Here is a 24,538-nt window from a genome sequence, read left to right as displayed (position 1 = left end):
TCAGCCGTTGAGCAGCGGCACGAACACGCGCAGTGCCGCCGGGCGCTTGCGGAAGACCACCTCGGCCGACCCCTCCACGACCTCGCCGTCCACGGCCAGGAGACGGGGCTCGTCCGGGATCGACAGGGTGAGCGACTCGGTCAGCCGCTCGGTGTAGCCCGCCCCGGACACCGCCCGCGCGAACAGCACGTCCGCCAGGGCGCGCAACCGGGGGAAGGGCGAACGCGCGCACAGCACCCGCACGTCCAACCGCCCGTCGTCCAGGTGCTCCCGCAGGCCCGGCACCCGGGCGTGCGTCCGGTACCGGCAGTTGCCCACGAACGCCCACCACACCTTCGCCGGGCGCCCGTCCACCAGAGCCGGAGTGGGCTGGACCTCCCGCAGGTCGCGCCAGAGGGCCAGGGCGAACGCGGGCCACTTGCCGATCCGGTCCGCCCAGCGGTCACGCCGCTCCACCATGCGCGGGTACGACCCGAACGACGACGTGTTCAGGAAGACGCGCCCGTCCACCTCGCCCACGTCCACCCGGGCCAGCCGGGCACCGGAGTAGGCGCGCAGGGCGATCTCCACCGAGGTCAGCCCCAGGGTGCGGGCGAAGTTGTTCAGGGTGCCGTCCGGCAGCACCAGGAGCGGACGGTCGTGGGCGAGGGCCGCCGTGGCTCCGGCGTTGACGGTCCCGTCACCGCCCGCCACCGCGAGCACCGAGCAGTCGCGGGCCGCCTCGTCCATCACCGAGGCGACGTCGTCGTCGGCGGAGAGCGGAACGATCCGGGCCCGGGGCAGTTGGCGGGCCACCCGGGTCGTGGTGTCCGCGGTGGTCAGGGTGGGCACCCCGGTGTCACCGCCGCGCGGGTTGACCACCACGGTCACCCCGGCGCCCTCTTGGTCCACCTCCGCCTCCCCCACGGGGGTGGTGCTCGCCCCGAAGACGAGTTCGGGACGCGGTGGCAGGAGCGTGCGGGAGAGCAGGGCGGAGGCGGCGCCGATCGCGACCCCGCCGAGCACGTCGCCCGGGTAGTGGACCCCGCTGTGCACGCGGGAGAAGCCCACGGCACCCGCCATCGCGGACACCAGGAGGGACAGCGGCAGCGGTGCGTCGGACACGACGCCGCCCGCGTAGCCCACCGCGGCGGCGGTGTGCCCGGAGGGGAAGGAGGAACTGAGGTAGGAACGATAGGGAACCCGGGCGGCGGGAACCGCCGAGCTGTCCGGGCGGGGACGGCGCACCAGGTACTTGACCGCGGTGGCGCCGACGTTGGCGATCCCGGCCGCGACGATCGCCCGCAGCGCGGTGCGGCGCAGACGCGGGCCGCCGGTGACGGCGAGCGTGGCCGAGACCAGGACCCACGGCGCCATGTTGTCGGTGCTCTGGACGAACTTCGGCGTGTAGCCGTCCAGGTGGGGGGTCCCCACCCGGGTCACCCGGTCGTAGACGCGCTGGTCGAGGCGTTGGAGTCGAGGGAGCAGTCTCATGGGCCCCAGCCTGGTGGTCATCGGATGAGTTGTCCATAAGGCGCGCTTCGCCCGTGACGGGGCCGGAGCGGGACGGTGCCCGGGGGTGACGACTGGGGAAGGGCCGTCGCCCCCGGGCGCACGGCAGGCGGTTCGCGCACCGCCGGAACTCCCGTGGTCCCGTTCTGAGGCTAGCCTGTCCCGCTCGGCTTGGGGTGGGATCCCCGTCACTGTCCGGGGTCGCCCCTGGATGGCCGGTTCCGGCCCTGTGGAGGACGTTTCGGAGGGGGTGCGGGAGAGTAGGTCTTCGGACGTCCCCCTTTGAGGAAAGGCGCCCATGTCCACCACTGAGACCCCCGACCAGATCCACGTCGTGGTCCTGCACTCCGAGCAGCCGCTCACCGTCGACCTCTCCGAACTCCACCCCGACCGCCGGGTCACCGTGCTCACCGACGGCGCCCCGGGCGCGGTCAGTGAGGGGGTCGAACCCCCGGACGTCGTGTCCATGCCGCGTTCGGAGTGGGCCGACCAGCTCGCCCGGTGGGCGCGGGGCGGCGAGGTGGACGTGGTGAGCAGGGACGAGTCCTGCCAGGACGTGTGCGCCGAACTCCGCGCGGGGCTGGGGCTGGACCCCCGTCCCGCCGCCCCCGCCGACCACTGATCCCACGTCCTCGCAGGCCCCCGGCCCCTTCGTGAGGGCCCTTCCACCGCTGCTAGGTTGTCGTTCGCGCGACGGACCGTCGGTGTCCGGGCACACGAAGCGGCCGACCGCGGGGGGCGGGTGAACGGTGGACGAGCAGGGTGGCGACGCGCGCCCGCGACGGCCCCGGCGCGGTTCCGGCACCCGGACCACCGTCGTCGCGGCCGCCTCCGGTGCCGTGGCCGTGGCGCTCCTCGCGGGGCTGGTCTGGGCGCTCACACCTCCGCGCCTGATCCACACGGTCGCCTCGGGCGACCCCGGTGAACCACTGGCGGTCCCCTCCGGCGTCGACGGAGTGGGATGGACCTGGTCGCCCCCGTCGGGTGTGCGGGTGGAGAGCGTGGCGGCCGGTCCCCGCGGGCCGATCCTGGTGCTGTCGGACGGGGTCGTCGCCCTCGACGGCGCGAGCGGGGAGGAGGTGTGGACCTACCGTGAGCCGCACGGCTGGGACGCGGAGGCACTGCTCTTCGAGGACGTCGTCCTCCTGACCCGGGACCTCGGGGTGGCCACCGTGACGGCCACCCCGCTGGACCCCGCGACCGGCGAGGCCGTCGGTGGTGAACGCCGCCTGGAGGGACTGGTGGGGTACGCGCCGTCGACCACTCTCCACGAGTACCGCGACGGCGCCGGGACCAGGGGAGTCCAGGCACGGGAGTTCGACGGCACGGCGACCGGCAGCGGCGGGGCGCGGTGGACCTTCGTCCCGCGGGGGGAGGGCCTGTTCTGCGAGCTCCAACGCGTCCTGTGGCCGACGACCGACCCGGACACCGGAGACGGACGGGTCGTGGTCGCCCACACCTGCGCGGACGCACGCGAGTACGAGGAGCGGACGCTCCAGCCAGCACTGCCCGGCGAATCCGGCGACGGCTCCGACGACATCCTCGCCCACGGGGGATCCCTGGACACGGCGGTCGCCACCGTCGCCGCCCTCGACCTCACCAGCGGTGAGGAGGTGTGGCGGTACGAGTACCCGGTCCGCCGCTCGTGGGGCCGCTTCGACCTGGACCTCGCGGACGGGACGGTGCACTCCGAAGGCGGGGCGCCCGCCCTCCGGTTCCGGGCTGACTCCGAGCTGCACCTGCTCGACCCGCGTACCGGAGAACCCCTCGGCCACCCCGAGGAGGCGCGCGACGCCCGCGGGCGGTTCGGGCCCAGGGTGGACCGGGTCCTCCGGGCGGACACCGCTGGCACGGTCATCGCCGTGGAGGGCCGCTACCCCGGGAGCGGGGAGCCCCTGGAGGTCCTCACCACCGACCCCGAGGGCGGGGTGACCGCCCGTGTGACGGTCGACCCGGACGGTCCGGTACCCGAACCCCTCGACCTCGCGGTCGTCCTCGACGACACCCTCCTGATCCCCTACACGGATCGGGAGAACGGTGAACGCGGTGTGCACTCCCTCGCGCTGGCCGCCGGCGACCTCGGTGGGGAGCGCGTGGAGATCGGTTCACCCGCGAACGACGTACCCGGGGAGCACCGGCTGGTCGCCGTCCCCGGCGCCGTGGTCTCCTACGGCACCGGCGCGGCCGACGTCCACGGCCTGGTGCCCTGACCTCCGTCCATCCTCCAGAGAACAGCGGTGAGAAGAACCCGTGAGTACCACCTCCACGACGCAGGACTCCGCCCACGCGGGCGCCGCACCAGACCAGGGAAACCGGACCGAGCGCCTGCGGGAGGTGGTGGGCTGGGCCGGGTTCGGGCTGCTCCTCGGTACCGTTCCGGCCGCCTTCCTCGTCCTGCGGCGGTTGGAGGGCAGCGGCTTCGGCCCGGAGCTGCTGGTCCCGGCGGAGGGGCGCGGCGTCTGGCAGATTCCGGTCCTGACCGCCGTCGTGGTGGCCGTCAGCCTCCTCCGCCGGGACCGTCGGGAACCGAACCCGGACCCGGAGGGGCCGGTCACCCCCGGATTCCCCTTCCTCCTCGGATCCGCGCTGGTGGTCCTGCTGCTCGTCCTCTGGACGCACCTGCCCCGGGCCTCGTTCGTGTTGACAGCGGGGCTCTTCGACACGGGCTACGGTGTCCGGCCGGGGGAGGTGGCCCTCTGGGGGATCGGTCTTCCGCCGCTGCTCGGCCTCGTCCTGCTGTTGGTCTCACACCGCTGGCCGCGGACCCGCACGCGAACCCCGCGTTGGTGGCTGACGCCGCTCGCGGTCGGCGCGTCGCTGGCGCTGCTCGCCGACCCCGCGGTGCGGGCGCTGTCCGAGCACGTCCCCACCCGGCACTCCGTCCTGGACGGGTCCCCGGCGGACCCCGCCCCCTACCCCGCCTCCGTCGAACGGCTGGGCTGGGAGTGGCGGCCACCGGAGGGGACCGCGGTGGCCGACGTCGAACGCGGCCCGCTCGGTCCCGTCGTCGCGACCACGGACGGCGTGTTCGGTCTGGACGGTGCCACCGGTGCGGAACTGTGGAGCTACCGGCGCCCGCGCGGCGACGTCCTCGTCACCCTGCATCCGGGCGCCGACCGCGCCCAGGTGATCCTCCGCTCGCGGGAGTCGTTGGGCAGGGGGAGCCCGGCCGAGGACCCGTTGCGAGGCGGCGACGTGGTGCTCCTGGACACGGCCACGGGAGGAGTCGTCGACGCGTTCGAGACCGACACCGTCGATTCTCGGAACGCGCACGACCACTCCCTGCCCGGGCTCCGGTTGTCGATCCGCGACGACTACGACGGTGTCGGCCTCGGTGTCCGCGCGGAGGAGGGCACCGACCACCTGTGGTGGTTCACGCTGGAGGACGAACCGGGAGCGGTCGAGGACGGCATGGTCTGCGGGACCGACGAACTCCGGTTGCGCTCCGACACGTGGGGGGAGAACCTCCTGGTCCAGGGTGACCAGCTGTTGCTCTCCTACCGCTGCGCCGACCCCGCCGACTTCGAGCACGAACGGGAGGCGAGGGAGCACCTCGACCGCGACAACGACCGGTTCGTCTCCCACCTGCTCGCCCTGGACCTGTACACCGGCGAGGAGAACTGGCGCCGTACCTGGGACGCCTCCGACGGAGCGACGTCCTCGTGGGTGGCGCTGAGCGACGGCGGCCCGGTCCTGAACCCCGGCGCGGCGCCGGCCGTGGTGGTGTGGAGCCTGCTGGACGAGGTGCACGTGGTCCTGGACGCCGAGGACGGGTCGGACGCCTTGGTGGCCGCACCTGACTCCTGGTCGTCGTCGGTCGTGCACGCGGACACCGGTGGTGCGGTGACGTCCATGTCAGAGCGGGAGACGGACGACCAGGGAGAGAAACGGGGTGACACCGTCACCGTCCTCGAACGCCTGGACGCCTCCGGTTCGATCACCGGGGTGGTCCGCGTCCCCTCCCCTGACCTGACCGGAGGACACTCCGACGCCCCGAGCGGTTCCCCGGTGGCCCCCACGGGCGGGGTGGCCCTGCCCTTCGTCGGGGTGGAGGGGGTACTGAACCGGGGAGACCTCTCCCTGACGACCGCCCCCTTCCAGGGCTCCGCCCCGGGGCCGGGCGAACCGACCGCGGGTGTCGCCTCGTTGGTCGGCGGGGAGGAGCGCTGGAGGTACCAGCTCAAGTGGGAGGCGAGCTGGCCCCAGGCGGAGGTGGTCCCCGGCGCGGTGGTCTCCTACCTGAGAGAGGAGGGCTCCGGCGTGTACGGCTGGCAGCCCTGACCGACCGCGCAGGCGCCCTCTCGCATTCCGTGAATCTTTTTTTCCCAACTACCACCAATCCGCTCCCCGACCTGCTCCGAATCACTGGTGTCAGCCAGACACCTGATTCGCGAGAGGACGCATGAGCACACACCACACCGGGCGTCGCAGGGTCGCGGTCATCGGTAGCGGCGTCTCCGGACTGACGGCCGCGTACATCCTCGGCCGACACGACGACGTCACCCTGTTCGAGGCCGACGACCGTCCCGGGGGCCACGCGCACACCCACCGCGTCCCCGGGGCGGACGGCGGAGAACTGGCCGTGGACTCCGGCTTCATCGTGCACAACCGCCGCACGTACCCCCACCTCCTGCGGCTCTTCGACGAACTCGGCGTGACCACCCGGCCCACCGAGATGAGCCTGTCGGTCAGCTGCGAGGGCTGCGGTCTGGAGTACGCGGGCGCACGGGGGGTGCGCGCGCTGTGGCCCAGCGGGTCCCGGCGCGGCGCCGACCACGTCCGCATGCTCCTCGACATCCCGCGTTTCCACCGGGCGGCCCGACGCCTGGTCTCCGTGGCCCGCAGGGTCGATCCCGGGGGCACGGTGGTCGGCCCCACCCTGGGGGAGTTCGCGGACCGCCACCGCTTCTCCCCCTTCTTCACCGCGCACTTCCTCCTGCCGCTGGTGTCGGCGGTCTGGTCCTGCCCGGCCGGGACCGCCCTGGACTACCCGGCGCGCCACCTGTTCGGCTTCCTGGAGCACCACGGCATGCTCGGCGTCTGGGGGTCCCCGCGCTGGCGCACGGTGGAGGGCGGCTCCCACACCTACGTGGAACGCGTGCTGGCGGGCCTGCACTCCGTCCGCCTCGGCACGCCCGTCCGCGCCCTCTCCCGTGACGAGGACGGGGTGCGGCTGAGCACCGGCGCCGAGGTGCTGGAGTTCGACGCCGCCGTGGTCGCCACCCACGCCGACCAGGCCCTGGCGCTCCTCGACCGCCCCTCCGCGGACGAACGGGAGATCCTGGGCAGCTTCACCTACACACGCAACCGCACCGTGCTGCACACGGACACCTCGGTCCTGCCCTCGGACCGGGACACCTGGGCCTCCTGGAACCACCGACTGGACTCCTGCGACCCGGGCGGCTCGCCGGTACGGGTCAGCTACCACATGAACCGGCTCCAGGGCCTGCCCGAAGGCACCGACTACGTGGTCACGCTCAACGCCGGTGACGGCCTGAAACCCGACCGGGTGGTGGCGGCCATGGACTACTCCCACCCCGTCTTCACCCCGGAGTCGGTGGCGGCGCAGCGCAGGCTCCGTTCCCTCGACACCCCCGTCCTCGCCTTCGCCGGGGCCCACCACGGCTGGGGCTTCCACGAGGACGGCTGCCGCTCCGGGGTCGAGGCGGCCGCCGCCCTGGGGAGGCGGTGGTGATCCCCGCCCTGTACGAGGCCACGGTGCGGCACGCCCGTGCCGAGCCCGTCCGGTACGCCTTCGCGCACCGCACGTACTACTGGCTGATCGACCTCGACGCCCCGCCGCGCCTCCCGTGGCCTCTGCGAGCCCTGGCCGGGTTCCACCCCGCCGACCACGGTGACGGGCGGGCCGCCACCCTGCGCGCCGACATCATCCTCCACCTGCGCGAACACGGGATCGACCTGAACGGCGGCCCGGTGTTCATGCTCGCGCACGCCCGGGTGTTCGGCCACGTCTTCAACCCGCTGACCGTCTACTGGTGCCACGACCCCGACGGTTCGCCTCGCGCGGTGGTCGCGGAGGTGCACAACACCTACGGCGACCGCCACCGCTACCTCCTCCACCCGGACCGGCGGGGGCGGGCCACCGTCCCCAAGGCCCTGTTCGTGTCCCCGTTCAACGAGGTCGACGGCGAGTACCGGCTCAGCCTGCCCGAACCAGGCGAACGGCTCGCGCTCACCGTCGCCCTCCACCGTGAGGGACGCCCTCCCTTCACGGCGTCCGTGCGCGGCCGCCGCCGCCCCGCGACCCTCGCCCGGCTGCTCCGCATGTCCGTACGCCACCCGCTGGCGCCGCTGGTCAACGCGGCCCGCATCAGGGTCCACGGCCTCCGGCTCCACCTGCGCGGCCTCCCGTTCCGGGAACGCCCCGAGCCCGACCGCCCGCGTACCGGGGAGCGCGGACCGCGGGCACGAGCCCCCGGCAGCGTCCGCCCCAGTCCCGGCCGTCCCCAACCACGAGGAACACGACCATGACCGCGACCAGCCCCCACCCGCCCGGTGCCGTCGACCCGCACCGCTGGCCCGACGTCGCCAGGGTCCCGAGCGGCCCGCTGCGCACCGCCGTGGCCCGCCTGCTCTCCGCCCGCGCCGTCCCGGCGGCGGGGATCCGCGCACACGTCGGCCACACGGCACCGCCCGCCGAGCTCACCGACGGGGACGCCCCCGTCCTGTGGCTCCGCGACCCCGACGCCTTCCACGCCCGCCTGGCCCACGACGGCCTCATCGGGTTCGGGGAGTCGTACATGGCGGGGGAGTGGGACTCACCCGACCCCGTCGCCGTACTCACCCGCTTCGCCGAGCACTACGAGGAACTGGTTCCCAGACCGCTCCAGCCGCTGCGCCACCTCACCCTGCCGCGCCGCCCCGCCTCGGACCGCAACACCCGTGCCGGGGCCCGTCGGCACATCAGCCACCACTACGACCTGTCCAACGAGCTCTTCGCCCTCTTCCTCGACCGCACCATGACCTACTCGTCTGCGCTGTTCACCGACGACGACCCGCGTGACACGGACGGCCTGGCCCGCGCCCAGGCACGCAAGACCGACCGGCTCCTGGACGCCGCGGGGGTCGGGGACGGCACCCGGCTGCTGGAGATCGGCACCGGCTGGGGTGAACTGGCCGTGCGCGCCGCCCGCAGGGGCGCCCACGTCACCTCCCTCACCCTCTCCACCGAACAGCGCGACCACGCCCGTGAGCGCGTGGCCGCCGAGGGTCTCTCCGACCGGGTCTCCGTCGAGCTGTGCGACTACCGGGACGCCACCGGCACCCACGACGCGTTGGTCAGCTGCGAGATGGTCGAGGCGGTCGGTGAACGCTACTGGCCCGACTACTTCACCGCGCTGGACCGGCTGGTCCGGCCGGGCGGACGGGTCGCCCTCCAGACCATCACCATGGACCACCGCCTGATGCGGGCCTCCCGGGGCTCCTACACCTGGATGCACAAGTACGTGTTCCCCGGCGGACTCATCCCCTCGGTCACCGCCGTCCGCGAACAGCTCGCCGCCCGGACCGGACTGCGGATCACCGACCGCCTCGCCTTCGGCCGGGACTACGCCGACACCCTGCGCGTGTGGCGCGAGACCTTCGCCGGAGCGGCGGAACAGGTGCGTTCGCTCGGCTTCGACGACACCTTCCGCCGTATGTGGACCTTCTACCTCTCCTACTGCGAGGCCGGGTTCCGATCCGGGCTCATCGACGTCGAACAGATCGCCATGGAGCGTGCCGCATGACGACCACCCACCCGCGCCCCCGGGGCGTCGCCCACCTGCTCGGCCCCCTGGTCGCCGCCTTCCTCAACGGGGTCCTCCCGGTCCGGCTCCGCGCCTGGGACGGCAGCGAGACCGGGCCGGTCGACGCCCCGCGCGTCACCGTCCGCGACCGTGACGCCCTGCGGCGCGTCCTGGCCCGCCCCGGCGAACTCGGGCTGTCCCGGGCCTACGTCACCGGTGGCATCGAGGTCGAAGGGGACCTCACCGACGCGCTGCGCCGGGTCTGGGCGTCGGTCGGGACCCACGGCACCTCGGTCCCCGGTCCGCGCACCTGGGCGAGGATCGCCCGCACCGCCGTGGTCCTGGGCGTGGTCGGACCGCCGCCGCCCCCTCCGGCCTCCGAAGCGCGTATCGGGGGACGGCGCCACTCCCGGGAACGCGACGCCGCTGCGATCTCCCACCACTACGACGCGGGCAACGACCTCTACGAACTGCTGCTCGACGAGACCATGGCCTACTCGTGCGCGCTCTGGGACGACGACGAGCCCGGGCAGACCCTGGCCGACGCCCAGCGCGCCAAGCTCGACCTGGTCTGCGACACCCTCCGACTGCACAAGGGGGACCGGCTGCTCGACGTCGGATGCGGGTGGGGATCGCTCGCCCTGCACGCGGCCCGGTGGTACGGGGCGCACGTCTCGGCGCTCACCCTGTCCGCACGACAGCGGGACCACGTGCTCGCACGCGCGGAGGAGGAAGGGCTCGAACAGCTGGTGGACGTGCGCCTGATGGACTACCGCGACGTCGCCCCCGACACCTTCGGGCCCGGTGGCTTCGACGCGGTCGCCTCCGTGGAGATGGGCGAGCACGTGGGCCGCGACGGCTACGCGCCGTTCACCCGGCAGCTCCACGACCTGCTGCGTCCCGGCGGATCGCTGCTGGTCCAGCAGATGTCCCGGCGCGGCCCCCACCCCGGCGGCGGCCCCTTCATCGAGCGCTACGTCGCGCCCGACATGCACATGCGCCCGCTCGGTGAGACCGTCGGCCTCCTGGAGGACGCGGGATTCGAGGTGCGCGGCGTCCGGGCGATGCGGGAGCACTACGTGCGCACCGCCCGAGCCTGGTCGGACGTGCTGGAGCGCCGGATCGACGAACTGGTCGCCCTCGCCGGTCCGGAGGCGGCCCGGATGTGGCGGCTCTACCTGGCCGGAGGGTCACTCGCCTTCGAGGAGGGGCGCATGGGCGTGGACCAGATCCTGGCGGTCCGACCGGACCCGGTCACCCGAGGAGGGGCCGGGTCCGAACCGGGCACCGAGGCGGTGACGCCCCGATGAGCGTCCTCGCCGCCGTCCTGCTCAACCTCGCCGTCGCCGCGGTCGTGGTGGGCGCGGTCATGCTCACCACCTTCGCGGTCGCGGTCCGGGTGGGCCGCCACGGCGTCGTGGACGTCGCCTGGGGGCTCGGCTTCGTCGGGGTGGCGGTGTCCACCGCCGCGGTCGCCACCGCCACCGGGACCGGCGACCCCGCCCGGACCTGGTTGCTGGCCGCCCTCACCTCGGTGTGGGGCGTGCGCCTGGCCGTCCACATCGGGCTGCGCGGCCGCGGCAAGGGCGAGGACCCCCGGTACGAACGGTTCCTCTCCAACGCCCCGGGGAGCCGGAACCTGTACGCCCTGCGGGTGGTGTACCTGCTCCAGGGCTCGATACTCCTCCTGGTCTCACTCCCGTTGCAGGTCGCCGCCCACACCGCCGGCCCCCTCGGCTGGCTGGCGTTCCTGGGCGTGCTGGTCTGGCTCACCGGGTTCGTGTTCGAGTCCGTCGGTGACGCCCAGCTCGCCCGGTTCAGGGCCGACCCCGCCAACCGGGGCCGGATCATGGACCGGGGACTGTGGGCCTGGACCCGGCACCCGAACTACTTCGGAGACGCCGTCGTGTGGTGGGGCCTGTTCCTGGTCGCCGCCGGGTCCTGGTGGGTCCTGCTCACCCTGCCCGCGCCTCTGCTGATGACCTACCTGCTCACCCGGGGCTCGGGGCAGCGACTGCTCGACGAGCACATGTCCGCCCGGCCCGGCTGGTCGGAGTACGCCGCCCGGACGAGCTCCTTCGTCCCCCTGCCCCCGAAGAGGGCGGCCGCCCGGGAGTGAGCCCGGACCCGCCCGAACGGTCTCGCGCGGGAACGAGGAACCCCCGGCCGGAAGGTGTGGAGTGGCCCCGGCCGGGGGCGGTTCGGGCGGCGGACGGGGTCAGGCGGCCCCGTCCGGTCGAGGGACCTCACTGATCCGCATCACCACGGCCTTGGGCTCGGTGAAGAACTCGCGGCTGTGGGCGCCGCCCTCGCGGCCCAGCCCGGAGCGGCCCGCCCCGCCGAAGGGCGCGCGCAGGTCGCGGACGAAGAAGCAGTTCACCCACACCGTGCCCACCCGCAGCGAAGCGGCCACGCGGTGGGCGCGGGACAGGTCCTCGGTGAACAGCATGGCGTTGAGGCCGTAGGGGGTGTCGTTGACCTCCGCCACCACCTCGTCCTCGGTGTCGAAGGGAGTGACCGTCACGAGGGGGCCGAAGATCTCCTCGTTGCGGTGCGGGGCCTCCTTCGGCAGGCCGGTGATCACGGTGGGCCGCACGAACAGCCCCGGCCCGGCCGAGCCGGTTGCCACGGTGCCACCCCACTCCGTCACGGAGTCGAGGTAGCCCGACACCTTGCGGTGGTGCGCCTCGGAGGACAGCGGCCCGAGCAGCGTGTCCGGGTCCTTCGGGTCACCGGGCACCAGCTGGTCGGCGGCCTCGCACAGACGGCGGGTGAACTCCCCGGCCACGGACCGGTGCACGTACAGGCGTGACCCGGCCAGGCACACCTGACCGGCGTTGGTGAAGGCCGCGCGCACCGCCCACTCCACGGCCTGGTCGAGGTCGGCGTCGGCGAACACCACGTTCGCCCCCTTGCCGCCCAGCTCCAGGCTGACCGGGGTCAGGTGTGTGGCGGCCGCGCGCGCCACGGCGGTCCCGGTGGCGCTCTCCCCGGTGAAGGTGATCCGGTCCACCCGGGCGTGGGCGGTCAGCGCCGCCCCCACCGATTCCGGGCCGTGGCCGTGCACCACGTTGAGCACCCCGGGCGGCATCCCGGCCGCCAACGCCAGCCGGGCCAGGAGCGTGACCGACGCGGGGGAGTCCTCCGCCGGTTTCAGCACGACCGTGTTGCCCCAGGCCAGTGCGGGAGCGATCTTCCAGCTCGCCAGCATCAGCGGGAAGTTCCACGGGGCGATGGCCACCACCACACCGGCCGGTTCGTAGCGGGTGTAGGCGTGGTGACCGGTGTCGGAGGGGTACAGCTCGGCGGGGGTGAGGGCGGCGTGGTCCGCGAAGAAGCGGAGGTTCTCGGCAGTGCGCGGAACGTCCTTGGCCATGCTCTGCGCCACGGGTTTGCCCATGTCGCGGGTGTCGGCCAGGGCCAGGTCCCCCCGGTTCTCCAGCACGAGGTCGGCCAGCCGGTGCAGGATCGCCCGCCGCTCGGAACGGCTCATCCTCGGCCACGGTCCGGAGTCGAAGGCCCGGCGGGCGGCGGCCACGGCCAGGTCCGCCTCGGCCCCGCCGCCCAGAGGGAAACGCGCCCAGGGGCGCCCCGTGTAGGGATCGACGCTGTCGAAGGCGGGCCCGTCCCCGGCGGTGAGCTCCTCCCCGTCGATGACGTGCCCGAACTCCTCGACGTCCGGCTGTGCCCCGGCCATGTCAGTTCCCCTCAGGGGCGCGGCCGGTACCAACGGCGTCGGCGGTGCGGCCGGTGGCGGGACGGTCCAGCCCCCGCTGCTCGGCCAGGGTGGTGCCCCCGGCCGACCACAGGGCGGGCGGCACCTCGCGGACGATGACGCGGATGCTCTGGGCGGGCGCGTCCAGGCTGGTCTCGACCGCCGCGTGCACGGACCGCATGAGCTCGCGCAGCCGCGCGGGGTCCCGGCCCTCGGTGAGGGTCACTTCGATCAGGGGCAAGGGAACTCTCCTGTGGGGGTGCGGGCCCGGCGGGGGCGGCGCCAGCGGAGGCGCCCCCGCCGGGGGAGGGGAATCAGTCCTGGAGGGTCAGCTCGGACATCTCGATGGGCTCGTGCAGGACCCCGGTGGCCAGCAGCAGGTCGTTCCAGCGGCCCAGCTCGTCCACGTCCACCGAACCCCCGGTCCACACCGGGAGCTCCATGGCCTCGGCCTGCTCCTCGGTGGTCTCGGAGTAGGTCTGCACGATCTCGGCGGCGATCGCGGGGTCCTCCGCGAGCATCCCGTTGGCGCGCTCGATCGCCCGGGTGAAGCCCTCGACGGTGGTCGGGTTGGCCGCCACGAACTCGTCGGCCATCCCGATCCCCGAGACCGGGATGGCCTCCGCGATCCCGGTGTAGGAGGAGAACACCTTGCGGGCGCCGTCCTTCTCGGCGCCGCTGCGGAACGGCTCCACCAGCCAGACCGCGTCCACGGCCTCCTGTTCGAGGGCGGGCACCATGTCGGGGAAGGGGTACTCCACGAACTCGATCCCTGCGGTCTCCACCCCCTGCTCCTCCAACGACGCGGCGATGCTCACGTCACCGATGTTGTTCAGGGTGTTGACCGCGATGGTCCGTCCCGCGAGGTCCGCGGGGGACTCGATGGGGGAGTCGTCGTTGACGTAGATCCCCGCGGTCTCCTCGGTGCCGCGCACCCCCTCCGCGACGATGGTGACGCCGATGTACTGGCTCTCGGCCAGGAAGAAGGACGGGTAGCTCGCGAAGGCCGCCTGGAGGTCGTCGGAGACCATCGCCGGTACGGCGGCCGCACCGCCCTGCACGGGCTGGGCGGACACACTGAGGCCCTCCTCGTCGAAGAAGCCCTCCTCGATGGCGATGAACACGGAGGCGTGGTCGATGATGGGCGTGATGCCCACGACCAGCGTGGTGGCCTCGTCGGTGGGGCCGTCGTCGGCCTCGGAGGATCCGGAGCAGGCGGTGGCGGCGAGGACGAGGGCCACACCGGCGCAGGCGAAGGTCCAGCGCCCGCTGGTCGACGGATTGTCGGTCATAATCATCATGATGGATTAGCGCCTAGGGGGTGGGCGGGGCACGGTCAGGGGGCCGTGATCCCGGCAGGTGGCTCGGTCAGTGGTTGCTGGGCTGGCTGTGGATCGGTTCCGGCGTCCGCTCGGAGGAGGGGCGCCGGATCAGGCGTGCGACCTCGCCGCGCAGGGCGACGAACTCCCGCAGTTCCTTGGTGTCGATCTGGTCCCTCGGCTGGGGGAGCGGCACGTCGATGGTGGTGACGACGGTGGTGGGCGGGCCCGAGAGCACGACCACCCGGTCAGCGAGGTAGACGCTCTCGTCGATGTCGTGCGTGACGAAGACGATGGTCATGTCGTAGCGTTCCCGAACCCGCAGGACCAGGTCCTCCAGGTCCTCGCGCGTCTGTGCGTCGATGGAGGCGAAGGGCTCGTCCATCAGCAGGACCCCGGGCTGGTAGGCCAGCGCCCGCGCGATGGCCACCCGCTGCTGCATGCCACCGGAGAGCTGGCTGGGGTACCTGTCGGCGTGGCCCTCCAGGCCCACGGCGGCCAGTGACTCCGCCACCCGGCGCTGGGCCTCGGGACGGCCCAGGCGCAGGTGGCGCAGGGGGAAGCGGACGTTGCCCGCCACCGTCTGCCACGGGTACAGGGACCGGGCGTAGTCCTGGAAGACCATCGCCAGTCCCTCGGGCACCCCGTCCACGGGCCGCCCCTGGAAGGAGACCTCACCGCCGGTGGGGCGCTGGAGCCCGGAGAGGATGCGCAGCAGCGTGGTCTTGCCGCAGCCGGAGGGGCCCACCACGGAGACCAGCTCACCCTCGGCGACCGAGAAGCTGATGTCCGCGAGCGCGGTGTGCGCCGTGGCACCACTGCCGTAGGTGTGCGTCAGACCGCTGACGTCGAGCATGGGTGTGGTCCTCATGGTCGGGGCCTTCATTGGCCCGCGGGTTCGGAACTGGTGCGGTTGGCGATCCGGTGCCAGGCCAGCAGCCGGTGCTCCACCAGGGTCAGGGCGAGGTTGAGCAGGTAGCCGAGGACGCCCAGGAGAGCGATCCCCGCCCACATGTCGAGGACCTGGAAGCCGCGCTGGGCCTGGACGATGTGGTAGCCGATCCCGCCCGTCGCGGCGACCATCTCGGAGATCACCATCAGGATCAGGCCGAGCGCGAGGGCGGTGCGCACGCCCGCGAGGACCTTCTGGGCGGCACCCGGCAGGACGATGCGGGTCAGGCGCCGGTGCAGCGGCACTCCGAACACGCGGGCGGTGGCGTGCTTGAGGGGGTCGATGGAGCGCACCCCCTCGATGGTGTTGATGAGGATCGGCCAGGACGCGCCGAAGGCGATCAGCAGTACCCGCATCAGGTCGTCGCGGCCGAACAGCACCAGGAACAGCGGGATGAGCGCGGGCGGCGGCAGGGCCCGGGCGAACTGGATGACGGGGTCGACGTAGTCTCCGACGCGCCGGTTGAGGGCGATCGCCACCCCCAACGCGACCGCGGTGACGGTGGCCAGGGCCAGGCCCGCGAGCATGCGCGCCAGACTCGGCAGGACGTCGTCGCGCATGCTGTCGGTCAGCCAGGCCTCGGTCGAGGGCAGCCACAGCTCACCGGCACGGGCCAGGAACTCCGAGGGCGGGGGGAAGAACGGCGAGCGCGCGTTCTGCGCCGCCAGTTCCCAGACCAGCAACAGCCCGGCCAGGACGGCCCAGCGCAGCAGGAACGATCCCAGGGTGCGCCCGGCGCGACCGGCCCTGCCGGGGTGCGCCCGCCCCGGGGAACCCCGGCCGGGGGGCACGGGCGCGGGTCGCACCACGCCGGGACCCCGTGTGTCCGAGGGCGGCTCCACCGTCGGGAACGTCTTCACGTCTGTTCCTCCATGAGGCGCTTCCAGCGGAAGAGCCGCTGTTCGACGGAGCGCAGGAGTCCGTTCACGGCCAGCCCCAGGAGCCCGGCCACGATCGTCCCCGCGTAGACCATGTCGGTGTTGGCGCCGCCCGAGCTCATCCTCAGGATCCAGCTGCCCAGGCCCTCGGCGGCACCGGCGAGCAGTTCGGCGCTGACGGTGACGATCAGCGCGATCGCGGCGGAGATGCGCACCCCGGCGGCGACGAAGGGTGCGGTGGACGGCAGGACCACGCGCGCCAGGACCGCGAGCCGGGGCACCCCGAACACCCGGGCCGACTCCCGGGCCAGGGGTTCCACGGCCCGCACCCCGTACAGGGTGTTGAACAGGATCGGCCACAGCGCCGCGTAGGTCACCAGGGCCACCTTCATCTCGGCGCCCTGGCCGAACACGAGGATGGCGACCGGGATGAGCGCCACGGAGGGGATCGGGCGGAGGAACTCCACCACCACCGAGGAGGCGCGTTCGACCCAGCGCAGGGAACCCAGGAGCAGCCCCAGGCCGACCCCGGCGAGCGCCGCGAGACCGAGGCCGGTGAGGGCGGCGGTCAGTGTGGCGGCGACCTCGGCCAGGAAGGCCGGATCGGCCAGCAGCCGGGCCGTGTTGGCCAGGACCACCGAGACCGGCGGCAGGGCGGCGGAGTCCACACCCCAGCGGGCCACGGCCTCAGCGAGGCACAGCGCGACGACGACGCCGACGAGACCTCGGCGTAGGGTGCCGAAGGTCGACGCGCGCGGACTGTGGCCCAGGCGACCACGCCGCGTGAGGATGTTCAGGGGGGTCACGTCGGAACGCTCCTGGGGGATGACGGAATGCAATCACTCTATTGATTATGGTTAATATGTCAACGTGCGTCCCCCGAACTCCACGAAGCCCGCCCCGTCGGCCCTCCCGTCCGGTTCAGCCCGGCGGCGTACGGGTGCTGCTGCGCGGCGGAGTGTGCTCGTCGGCCGCCCGTCTGGCCCGCCGCGCGTCACCCGAGGCGATGGCGTCCACCAGGTCGCGGTGCAGCTGGAGGTTGGCCTCGAAGCCCGCCTCGAAGCCGGGGTCCGCCGCGATCTCGCGCACCGACTCGCGCGCGGTGTCGAGCAGCGAGACGTACAGGGTGCGCAACAGCTGGTTGGAGGAGATCCTCGCGATCTCCTCGTGCAGCTCCCAGTTGCGCGCCAGGTAGCCCGCCGGGTCGTCCCTGAGGTCCGCCATCAGCGCCACGATCTCCCGCAGCCGCCTGATCTGCTCCTGGCCCGCCTCCCGCGCCGCGTGTTCGGCGATGGTGGCCTCCAGAGCCTCACGGACCTCCAGGCTGTTGGCGACCGACAGCGCGTCGTCACCCAGCCCCAGGATGAGGTGACTCAGCCGGATGTGCGCACTCGGGGAACTGACGAAGATGCCCCCGCGCGGACCGGGACGGGCCTCCACCAGACCACGCGTCTCCAGGAGTCGGACCACCTCGTTGAAGGTGCCGACCGAGACCTCGAACCGCTGGCGCAACTCCTCCTTGGTGCCGAGGCGGTCACCCGGGCTGACCTGCTTGTTCATGATGATGTCGCTGATGTGGCGCACCACGCCCTCAGCCTTGGACACGCGTTCGGGCAGGGGGCCGCCGATGGTGGGCCAGCCGCTGAAACGATTCGCCATAATGATCATAACTATAGGACCCTCCGGCGAACCGCGCAGGTGAGGGGCCTGATCCCAGCCCCCTCAGGCGGTTCGGCGGCCTCCGCTGCTCCTCGCGGATCCCCTGACGGCACCCTCGTTCCCCCTCTCTCCGGCGCCTCCGCGCGCACCCCCCGATCCGCCCCCTCAGGAGACCCCGTGGACCCCACGACGACCGAAGCACTGATCGCGGCCGGGGCCGCCCTCGCCCGGCACGGCCTGGTCGACGCCTTCGGCCACGTGTCGACCCGCACCCGCGACGGAGGCTGGGCCATGACCCGGGGCGTTCCCCTCGGCGCGCTCACCCCCGACGACGTCCGGCCCTTCGACCCCACCGCCGACACCCTCGCGCCGTCCCTGCCCAAGGAGGGGTGGATCCACCGTGCCGTCCTCCGTGCCCGCCCCGACGTCGGGGCGGTCTGCCGGGCCCAGCCGCCCACCGCGACCGCGCTGGCCTCGGCGGGGGTCCCCGTCGTCCCGCTGCACGGACAGGGCGCCTTCCTGGGCCCGGAGGTCCCGGTGCACGAGGACCCCCGGCTGGTCCGCGACCCCGACCACGCCGAACGGCTCGCCCACGACCTGGGCCGGGGCCCGGCGGTCCTGATGCGCGGGAACGGGGCCGTCACGGTCGGCGACTCGGTCGCTGAGGCGGTCGCGCTCATGTGGGTACTGGAACGCTCGGCCGTCATGAACGCCACGGCCTCGGCCGCCGGAACCCCCCGCCCCCTGGCCGACGACGAACAGCGGGCCTGGCGCGAGGTGGCGCCGGAACTCTGCCTGCGCGTCTGGCTGTACCTCGCCAACGAGGAAACCCCCCAAAGGAGATCCACCAGCACATGATCGAACTCAAGGACATCGCCTACGTGCGCTCCGGCGCCGCCGACCTGCGCGCCGCCGTCGACTTCGCCACCGACGTCGTCGGTATGGAACTGGTCCAGGAACAGGACGGGATCGCCTACCTGCGGGTGGACCACCGCCACCACTGCCTGGCCTTCGTCGAGGGCGAGTCCGGGGTGATCAGCTCCGGGTTCACCGTCGCGGACCTCGACGCCCTGGCGTCCGCGGAGACCGAACTCGAGTCCGCCGGGCTGCCCGTCCGGCGCGGCAGCAAGGAGGGCGCGCGCTCCCGGAGGGTCCACGACTACCTGACCTTCGAGGACCCCTTCGGCAACAGGATCGACCTGGTCGTCGGTCAGACCCACCTGACCACCCCGGTCGCCTTCTCGCGCCCCGCCGGGATCACCGAGTTCGGGCACATCTGCTTCGACGCCCCCGACATCTACGAGGCCGGACGCTTCTGGACCACCCGGTTCAACGCGAAGGTCTCGGACTGGGTGAGCGACGTCGCCTGCCTGATGCGCATCGACCCGGTGCACCACAAACTCGCCGTGTTCCACGGTGAGCGGCCGGGGCTCTGCCACATCAACTTCCAGGTGGAGTCGATCGACGACGTCATGCGCTCCTGGAACTTCCTCAAGAGCAAGGGCGTGGAGATCGAGCAGGGGCCGGGCCGCCACCCCCAGTCCACCGCGATCTTCCTGTACTTCAAGGGACCGGAGGGCCTCACCTACGAGTACTCCTTCGGCGTGCGGCGCATCCCCGAGGACGAGGACTGGCAGCCCCGCTGGTTCGACCTCAACGAGCCCGGCGCCATCGACATGTGGCTCGGTGAGAACAAGCGGGTGAGCACCCAGTACCAGGTGTCGTCGGACAGCGTCCCGCTGTCCGACTGACCCCCGCCCGGCCGAACGGGGGAGAGGGGCGGCCGTGTCCCGCCCCTCCCCGTCCGTCCGGCCCCGGACTCAGACCGACGGGATCTGGCCGCCGTCGACGCGGACGACCGAACCGTTGACGTAGGCGGCCTGCCTGCTGGCCAGGAACGCCGCCACCGCGCCGTACTCCTCCGGGTCGCCGTAGCGGCCCGCGGGGACCGTCGCCCGGCCCTTGGCCTGGGTCTCCTCCAGCGACAGCCCCTCACGCTCGGCGCGGGCGCGGTCCAGCGACTCCACCCGCGGGGTGGCGATCCGGCCCGGGACGATGACGTTGGCGGTCACCCCGTCGGCGGCCACCTCGCTCGCGACCGTCTTGGACCAGGAGTGCAGTGATGCGCGCAGGGTGTTGGACACCCCCAGGTTCGGGATGGGCGCGATCGGCCCGCCCGACGTGCTGGTGATGATCCGGCCCCAGCCGCGCTCGCGCATCCCGCCGACGACCGCGTCGGTCAGCCTGATGACCGGCAGCACCATCGCCGCGTACATGTCCTCCCACAGCGCCGGGTCCTGGCCCAGGGCGGGGGTGGGCGGCGGGCCACCGGTGTTGTTGACCAGGATGTCCACCGGGCCCAGCTCCTCGACCACACGGGCCACGACCTCGCCCGCGCGCCCGTGCTCGGCCAGGTCCCAGACGACGCCGACCGCGTCCACCCCGTGGGCGCGGCACGCCTCGACCGTCGAGTCCAGACGCTCCTCGTCGCGTCCGGTCACGGCGACCCGGACCCCCTCGGCGGCCAGCGCGACGGCCATCGCGCGGCCCAGCCCGGAGCTGGCCGCGGTCACGAGCGCGACCTTGCCAGCGATTCCCAGATCCATTGTTCTCCTCAGACTTCCGACGATTGCTGACGGCATCTTGGCAGCAAGGGGGAGACGTGGGACACGCGGGGGCCTGGTCAGCGGGGATCCCGGGGAGCGGTGGCCGTGCCCGGCCCCGGTAACCTCGACACCGAGGTCCCGCCCCCCGGGTGGGGTCGTACGCGCCGGACCCCCTTCCTGAAGGACGCCCTCCCATGAGTGAGCCGCAGGTCATCGAGGTCCCCGACGCCCTGGCGGCGTCCCACGGGAGTGGTGAGGGGGAACGGGCCTGGATCGCGCGCCTGCCCGCACAGGTGAGGGACCTGCTCGATCTCTGGGACCTGGAACGCGACGGGAGCGTGGTCTCCGGGCAGGCCGCACTCGTGGTGCCGGTGCGACGCGCGGACGGCTCCCGCGCGGTGCTCAGGGTCCAGATGCCACGCCAGGAGACGACCGCCGCACTGATCGGCCTGCGGATGTGGAACGGCGACGGCGTCGTGCGGCTGCTCGACCACGCCCCGGAGAGCGGCGCCCTGCTGCTGGAACGCCTGGACGGGTCACGCTCCCTGGCCTCCGTCGAGGACGACGACGAAGCCGTGGCCACCCTGGCCGGGCTGATGGCCCGGCTGCACTCCGCCCGTGCGCCCGAGGGTCTGCCCGGCCTCGGTGACGTCGTGCGGGACCTGCTGGTGTCCGTGCCCGACGCGCTTTCCGCCCTGTCCGAGCCCGACCGGTGGCGGGTGCGCGGCTGGGCGGCGGTCGTCACCGAACTGGTCGACGAGCCCGGGGACCGGATGCTGCACTGGGACCTGCACTACGACAACGTGCTCGCCGCCGAGCGGGAGCCGTGGTTGGCCATCGACCCCGAACCCCTCGTCGGTGACCCGGGGTTCGACCTGTGGCCCGCGCTCGACACCGGCTGGGAGAGGTTCCACACCGACGACGTGCCCCGGGTGGTGCGGCGCCGGTTCGACCTCCTGACCGAGGCGCTCGGGCTGGACCGCGAGCGCGCGGTCGGCTGGACCCTGGCCCGCCTGCTCCAGAACACCCTGTGGGACGTCGAGGACGGTCGGACCAGCATCGACACCTCCCAGGCCGTCGTGGCGGAGGCGCTGTCCCGCCACTGAGTCCGGTCATCCCGGGGAGCGGGCCGCGCCGGTGGAGTGACCCACCGGGGCGACCGGCCGTTTCGCCACTCCCGACTGATCCGCTCGCGGTGGGCGGCCAGGCGGGAGGGCACCTCGTCGACACCTTGGGAACGGCACCCGGCGCCGGTGCTCCATCGGGCCGCGGCAACCGCGCGAAGGCCGCCCGGCACCACACCGCGAACGGGTGGTCCGGACGGCCCGACCACGAACCCCGCGCCCCGGTTCGGCACCGGGACGCGACGGGACCTCAGCTCTCGTTGGGCACCACGACCGCGCGCCCGTCGATCTCGCCCGCCTCCAGCCTCCGGTACGCCTCCAGGGCGTCCTCCAGGGAGAACAGCTCGACGTCCGGGCGGATCTGCCCCGCCCTGTACATGTCCACCACCTCCCACAGCTCCGCCACGGAGCCCCAGTAGGTGTTGGTCAGGTACGACTCGTACGGGTTGGTGAAGAACGAGAACTCGTGGGTGCCGCCCCCGATGCCCACGATGCTCACCCGGCCGCCCTGGGCCACGGACGCCGCGGCCGCCGCCACGGTCGGCCCCGCGCCCACGAAGTCGAAGACCGCGTCCACGCCCCGGCCCCCGGTGAGCTCCCGGACCCGCTCCACCTGGCCCTCCCCGGCCTCGACCGTGATCGCTCCGTTGGCCTCCGCGCGGGCGCGCGCCCTCTCCTTGACGTCCGTGGCGATCACCGTCGCCCCGGTCAGCGCGCGCAGGATCTGGACGCCGATCTGCCCCAGCCCGCCCAGGCCGATCACCAGTGCGGTCCGGCCTCCGCCGCCCAGGTGCGGAAGGGCGGCCCTGATCGCGTGGTACGGAGTCAGCCCGGCGTCGGCCAGCGGAGCCGCTGCCACCGGGTCGGCGTCGCCCAACGGGATGAGGTGGCGCTCGGGAACGGTCATGTACTCGGCCATCCCGCCGTCGCGGCCCAGCCCGACCGCCAGATAGGGCATGGTCGCCGCGTTCTCGCAGTAGGTCTCCAACCCCGCGGCGCACTTGCGGCAGTGCTGGCAGCCGATCGGCCCGTACACCATGTAGGAGCCGCCCACCTGGACGCGGTCGCTCACCCCGCTCCCGACGGACTCCACCCAGCCGGCGTTCTCGTGCCCCAGGACGAACGGCGGCTTCTGCGCGCCCGGCTGCCCCTCCTTGAACAGGCGGTACACGCTGATGTCGGAGTGGCACGCGCCCGCCCCCGCGACGCGGAGGAGGACCTCCCCGGGGCCTGGTTCCGGCACGGGGACCTCCGTGAGTGAGGGGAACTCCCCATAGTTCTCGAACACCACTGCGCGCATGTGCGGTCTCCCCCCGCGTGAGGCGCGGTGCCCGTACGGGGGCACCGAGGACGGGACACGCTCGGTGCCCCGGCAGTCCCCGCGAAGCTAACACCGGGCTGATTCCCCCGTCACCCAAGGGGCGTGCACGGAACCGTCCGCATTGTTTGACCCCGATCCACCGATCCCGTCGATGAGTTCCGGGAACGACGCTGGTCAGTACGGGTGAAGACACCGCGACCTCCAAGGAGGACACCATGTTCGACAGCACGAGGGCCTTCGGGTCCTTCGCGGTCCCCGACGCCGAGACGGCCCGCGCCTTCTACCGCGACACCCTCGGCCTCACCGTCAGGGACGTCCCCGGCATGGAGGAGTACGGCCTGCTGGAGATCGACCTGGGCAACGACCGCAGCATCCTCGTCTACCCGAAACCCGACCACCGGCCCGCCGTGTTCACCGTCCTCAACCTGACCGTGGACGACATCGACGCCGCCGTGGACGGGCTGGTCGACCGTGGGATCACTCTGCTCCGGTACGACGACTTCGACCAGGACGAGAAGGGGGTGGTCCGTGGCGGACGCCCCCTCGTCGCCTGGTTCACCGACCCGGCCGGGAACGTCATCGGCCTCATCCAGGAGTAGGCCGAGCACGGCGCACCCACGGGGGAGGGCGTCCGGGTACCATCACCCGGATGCCCTCCCCCCGTGTGGACAGCGTCGGCCAACACCCCGGCTTCCGCCGTCTGTCACGCGGCCCTGGGCCCCGCACCGCTACTCGACCGGTGCGTACCGGTCGATGGCGGCGAGCTCCTCGGTGGAGAACTCCAGGTTGCCGACGGCGGCCACGTTGTCCTCCAACTGCGCCACACTGCTCGCGCCCACCACCGCGGAGGTCACCCGACCGCCGCGCAGCACCCACGCCAGCGCCATCTGCGCCAGGGTCTGTCCGCGCCGGTCCGCGATCTCGCTCAGCCCTCTGACCCGGTCGAGCACCGTGTCGGTGATGCCGTCCTCACTCAGGAACGGGCTGGCGCCCGCGGCCCGCGAACCTTCCGGCACCCCGTTCAGGTACCGGTCGGTCAGCAGCCCCTGGGCCAGCGGCGAGTACGCGATCGACCCGGCGCCCACCTCGTCCAGCACGTCCAGCAGCCCGTTCTCGACCCACCGGTTGAACATCGAGTACGAGGGCTGGTGGATCAGCAGCGGTGTACCCATCTCGCGCAGGAGGTGCGCGGCCTCCAGGGTCTGCTCGGGGGAGTAGTTGGAGACCCCGGCGTACAGTGCCTTGCCCTGCCGCACCGCCGTGTCCAACGCGCCCATGGTCTCCTCCAGGGGTGTGTCCGGGTCGGGACGGTGCGAGTAGAAGACGTCCACGTGGTCCAGACCCATGCGCTCCAGGCTCTGATCCAGACTGGCCAGCAGTCCCTTACGAGACCCCCACTCGCCGTACGGCCCCGGCCACATCAGGTGCCCGGCCTTGGTGGACACGACGAACTCGTGCCGGTACCGCCGCAGGTCCGAGGCGACCACGCGGCCGAAGTTCTCCTCGGCAGCCCCGGGCGGAGGACCGTAGTTGTTGGCCAGGTCGAAGTGGACGACCCCCAGGTCGAAGGCGCGCAACAGGATGTCGCGCTGCGTCTCCAGCCCGCGTTCTCCGCCGAAGTTGTGCCACAGGCCCAGGGACAGGGCCGGCAGGCGCAGACCGCTACGGCCACAGCGTCGGTAGGGCATGGTGTCGTAGCGCGTGGGTGCGGCGACGTAGGTCATG

General features: G+C 72.9%; 23 protein-coding genes. 12 read left to right on the top strand and 11 right to left on the bottom strand.

Annotation, left to right across the window (positions count from 1 at the left end; genetic code table 11):
* Entirely contained in the window at positions 1-1,473 is a 1,473-nt protein-coding gene (locus tag AC0VYM_RS19560; RefSeq protein WP_475454264.1) for a bifunctional phosphatase PAP2/diacylglycerol kinase family protein, read from the bottom strand.
* A 316-nt stretch (positions 1,474-1,789) separates the two neighbouring features.
* On the opposite strand from AC0VYM_RS19560, the gene AC0VYM_RS19555 reads away from it, so the two are divergent.
* The 8 genes from AC0VYM_RS19555 (at position 1,790) to AC0VYM_RS19520 (ending at position 11,358) form a co-directional block, all read left to right on the top strand.
* Positions 1,790-2,113 (top strand): hypothetical protein, encoded by a 324-nt coding sequence (locus AC0VYM_RS19555; protein ID WP_475454262.1) that lies wholly within the window; start codon positions 1,790-1,792, stop codon positions 2,111-2,113.
* A 127-nt stretch (positions 2,114-2,240) separates the two neighbouring features.
* Positions 2,241-3,701, top strand: a complete 1,461-nt coding sequence (locus AC0VYM_RS19550; RefSeq protein ID WP_475454260.1) for a hypothetical protein — start codon at positions 2,241-2,243, stop codon at positions 3,699-3,701.
* 40 nt (positions 3,702-3,741) lie between these two features.
* Complete coding sequence (locus AC0VYM_RS19545) at positions 3,742-5,772, top strand: hypothetical protein (RefSeq protein WP_475454258.1); 2,031 nt, start codon at positions 3,742-3,744, stop codon at positions 5,770-5,772.
* A gap of 121 nt (positions 5,773-5,893) precedes the next feature.
* Positions 5,894-7,186, top strand: a complete 1,293-nt coding sequence (locus tag AC0VYM_RS19540; protein ID WP_475454256.1) for an NAD(P)/FAD-dependent oxidoreductase — start codon at positions 5,894-5,896, stop codon at positions 7,184-7,186.
* Positions 7,180-7,983, top strand: coding sequence for a DUF1365 domain-containing protein (locus tag AC0VYM_RS19535; RefSeq protein ID WP_475454254.1), 804 nt, complete (start codon positions 7,180-7,182; stop codon positions 7,981-7,983). The genes AC0VYM_RS19540 and AC0VYM_RS19535 overlap by 7 nt, the downstream gene beginning before the upstream one ends.
* Positions 7,980-9,239 (top strand): class I SAM-dependent methyltransferase, encoded by a 1,260-nt coding sequence (locus AC0VYM_RS19530; protein WP_475454252.1) that lies wholly within the window; start codon positions 7,980-7,982, stop codon positions 9,237-9,239. The genes AC0VYM_RS19535 and AC0VYM_RS19530 overlap by 4 nt, the downstream gene beginning before the upstream one ends.
* A complete protein-coding gene (locus AC0VYM_RS19525) occupies positions 9,236-10,549 on the top strand; it encodes a class I SAM-dependent methyltransferase (RefSeq protein ID WP_475454250.1) in 1,314 nt (437 codons plus the stop codon). Before AC0VYM_RS19530 ends, AC0VYM_RS19525 begins: the two co-directional genes overlap by 4 nt.
* Positions 10,546-11,358, top strand: coding sequence for a DUF1295 domain-containing protein (locus AC0VYM_RS19520; protein WP_475454248.1), 813 nt, complete (start codon positions 10,546-10,548; stop codon positions 11,356-11,358). The genes AC0VYM_RS19525 and AC0VYM_RS19520 overlap by 4 nt, the downstream gene beginning before the upstream one ends.
* A gap of 99 nt (positions 11,359-11,457) precedes the next feature.
* Here AC0VYM_RS19520 and AC0VYM_RS19515 read toward each other — a convergent pair whose 3' ends face one another.
* From AC0VYM_RS19515 to AC0VYM_RS19485, 7 genes are all read right to left on the bottom strand, one after another.
* Positions 11,458-12,936 carry an aldehyde dehydrogenase gene (locus AC0VYM_RS19515; protein ID WP_475454246.1) on the bottom strand — a complete coding sequence of 493 codons (1,479 nt, stop codon included), beginning with the start codon at positions 12,934-12,936 and terminating at the stop codon, positions 11,458-11,460.
* A 1-nt stretch (position 12,937) separates the two neighbouring features.
* Complete coding sequence (locus AC0VYM_RS19510; protein ID WP_475454244.1) at positions 12,938-13,195, bottom strand: tautomerase family protein; 258 nt, start codon at positions 13,193-13,195, stop codon at positions 12,938-12,940.
* A 73-nt stretch (positions 13,196-13,268) separates the two neighbouring features.
* A complete protein-coding gene (locus AC0VYM_RS19505) occupies positions 13,269-14,246 on the bottom strand; it encodes an ABC transporter substrate-binding protein (RefSeq protein ID WP_475454242.1) in 978 nt (325 codons plus the stop codon).
* A 76-nt stretch (positions 14,247-14,322) separates the two neighbouring features.
* Positions 14,323-15,144, bottom strand: coding sequence for an ABC transporter ATP-binding protein (locus AC0VYM_RS19500; protein ID WP_475454240.1), 822 nt, complete (start codon positions 15,142-15,144; stop codon positions 14,323-14,325).
* 11 nt (positions 15,145-15,155) lie between these two features.
* Positions 15,156-16,085 carry an ABC transporter permease gene (locus AC0VYM_RS19495; protein ID WP_475454238.1) on the bottom strand — a complete coding sequence of 310 codons (930 nt, stop codon included), beginning with the start codon at positions 16,083-16,085 and terminating at the stop codon, positions 15,156-15,158.
* Positions 16,082-16,909 carry an ABC transporter permease gene (locus AC0VYM_RS19490; RefSeq protein WP_475454237.1) on the bottom strand — a complete coding sequence of 276 codons (828 nt, stop codon included), beginning with the start codon at positions 16,907-16,909 and terminating at the stop codon, positions 16,082-16,084. The genes AC0VYM_RS19495 and AC0VYM_RS19490 overlap by 4 nt, the downstream gene beginning before the upstream one ends.
* 115 nt (positions 16,910-17,024) lie before the next feature.
* Positions 17,025-17,762, bottom strand: a complete 738-nt coding sequence (locus AC0VYM_RS19485) for a FadR/GntR family transcriptional regulator (protein ID WP_475454235.1) — start codon at positions 17,760-17,762, stop codon at positions 17,025-17,027.
* A 177-nt stretch (positions 17,763-17,939) separates the two neighbouring features.
* Here AC0VYM_RS19485 and AC0VYM_RS19480 point away from each other — a divergent pair, with 177 nt between their 5' ends.
* Positions 17,940-18,620, top strand: a complete 681-nt coding sequence (locus AC0VYM_RS19480; RefSeq protein ID WP_475454233.1) for a class II aldolase/adducin family protein — start codon at positions 17,940-17,942, stop codon at positions 18,618-18,620.
* Entirely contained in the window at positions 18,617-19,513 is an 897-nt protein-coding gene (locus AC0VYM_RS19475) for a VOC family protein (RefSeq protein WP_475454231.1), read from the top strand. Before AC0VYM_RS19480 ends, AC0VYM_RS19475 begins: the two co-directional genes overlap by 4 nt.
* Positions 19,514-19,582: 69 nt before the next feature.
* On the opposite strand, the gene AC0VYM_RS19470 is transcribed toward AC0VYM_RS19475, so the two are convergent.
* Positions 19,583-20,368, bottom strand: a complete 786-nt coding sequence (locus tag AC0VYM_RS19470; protein ID WP_475454229.1) for an SDR family oxidoreductase — start codon at positions 20,366-20,368, stop codon at positions 19,583-19,585.
* A gap of 194 nt (positions 20,369-20,562) precedes the next feature.
* Between AC0VYM_RS19470 and AC0VYM_RS19465 the strand changes: the two genes are divergently transcribed.
* Positions 20,563-21,474, top strand: a complete 912-nt coding sequence (locus AC0VYM_RS19465) for an aminoglycoside phosphotransferase family protein (RefSeq protein ID WP_475454227.1) — start codon at positions 20,563-20,565, stop codon at positions 21,472-21,474.
* 268 nt (positions 21,475-21,742) lie between these two features.
* Here the strand turns inward: AC0VYM_RS19465 and AC0VYM_RS19460 are convergent, their stop codons facing one another.
* Positions 21,743-22,792 carry an NAD(P)-dependent alcohol dehydrogenase gene (locus AC0VYM_RS19460; RefSeq protein ID WP_475454225.1) on the bottom strand — a complete coding sequence of 350 codons (1,050 nt, stop codon included), beginning with the start codon at positions 22,790-22,792 and terminating at the stop codon, positions 21,743-21,745.
* Positions 22,793-23,028: 236 nt separating this feature from the next.
* Here AC0VYM_RS19460 and AC0VYM_RS19455 point away from each other — a divergent pair, with 236 nt between their 5' ends.
* Positions 23,029-23,412 carry a VOC family protein gene (locus AC0VYM_RS19455; RefSeq protein ID WP_475454223.1) on the top strand — a complete coding sequence of 128 codons (384 nt, stop codon included), beginning with the start codon at positions 23,029-23,031 and terminating at the stop codon, positions 23,410-23,412.
* Positions 23,413-23,541: 129 nt separating this feature from the next.
* On the opposite strand, the gene mgrA is transcribed toward AC0VYM_RS19455, so the two are convergent.
* On the bottom strand, positions 23,542-24,537 hold the full coding sequence (gene mgrA, locus AC0VYM_RS19450; protein WP_475454221.1) for an L-glyceraldehyde 3-phosphate reductase: 996 nt from the start codon (positions 24,535-24,537) through the stop codon (positions 23,542-23,544).
* Position 24,538 lies beyond the last annotated feature (1 nt).

It is taken from the genome of Nocardiopsis sp. iso_237 (assembly GCF_056173345.1).
The sequence above is the reverse complement of the archived record's forward strand: the minus strand, read 5'-3'. Positions and strand labels throughout refer to the sequence as shown.

Bases quoted from the DNA above. Each gene is read 5' to 3' on its own strand.
- AC0VYM_RS19560 (WP_475454264.1), bottom strand. From the start codon at position 1,473: ATGAGACTGCTCCCTCGACTCCAACGCCTCGACCAGCGCGTCTACGAC.
- AC0VYM_RS19555 (WP_475454262.1), top strand. From the start codon at position 1,790: ATGTCCACCACTGAGACCCCCGACCAGATCCACGTCGTGGTCCTGCAC.
- AC0VYM_RS19540 (WP_475454256.1), top strand. From the start codon at position 5,894: ATGAGCACACACCACACCGGGCGTCGCAGGGTCGCGGTCATCGGTAGC.
- AC0VYM_RS19530 (WP_475454252.1), top strand. From the start codon at position 7,980: ATGACCGCGACCAGCCCCCACCCGCCCGGTGCCGTCGACCCGCACCGC.
- AC0VYM_RS19525 (WP_475454250.1), top strand. From the start codon at position 9,236: ATGACGACCACCCACCCGCGCCCCCGGGGCGTCGCCCACCTGCTCGGC.
- AC0VYM_RS19520 (WP_475454248.1), top strand. From the start codon at position 10,546: ATGAGCGTCCTCGCCGCCGTCCTGCTCAACCTCGCCGTCGCCGCGGTC.
- AC0VYM_RS19515 (WP_475454246.1), bottom strand. From the start codon at position 12,936: ATGGCCGGGGCACAGCCGGACGTCGAGGAGTTCGGGCACGTCATCGAC.
- AC0VYM_RS19505 (WP_475454242.1), bottom strand. From the start codon at position 14,246: ATGACCGACAATCCGTCGACCAGCGGGCGCTGGACCTTCGCCTGCGCC.
- AC0VYM_RS19500 (WP_475454240.1), bottom strand. From the start codon at position 15,144: ATGAGGACCACACCCATGCTCGACGTCAGCGGTCTGACGCACACCTAC.
- AC0VYM_RS19485 (WP_475454235.1), bottom strand. From the start codon at position 17,762: ATGGCGAATCGTTTCAGCGGCTGGCCCACCATCGGCGGCCCCCTGCCC.
- AC0VYM_RS19475 (WP_475454231.1), top strand. From the start codon at position 18,617: ATGATCGAACTCAAGGACATCGCCTACGTGCGCTCCGGCGCCGCCGAC.
- AC0VYM_RS19470 (WP_475454229.1), bottom strand. From the start codon at position 20,368: ATGGATCTGGGAATCGCTGGCAAGGTCGCGCTCGTGACCGCGGCCAGC.
- AC0VYM_RS19465 (WP_475454227.1), top strand. From the start codon at position 20,563: ATGAGTGAGCCGCAGGTCATCGAGGTCCCCGACGCCCTGGCGGCGTCC.
- AC0VYM_RS19460 (WP_475454225.1), bottom strand. From the start codon at position 22,792: ATGCGCGCAGTGGTGTTCGAGAACTATGGGGAGTTCCCCTCACTCACG.
- AC0VYM_RS19455 (WP_475454223.1), top strand. From the start codon at position 23,029: ATGTTCGACAGCACGAGGGCCTTCGGGTCCTTCGCGGTCCCCGACGCC.
- mgrA (WP_475454221.1), bottom strand. From the start codon at position 24,537: ATGACCTACGTCGCCGCACCCACGCGCTACGACACCATGCCCTACCGA.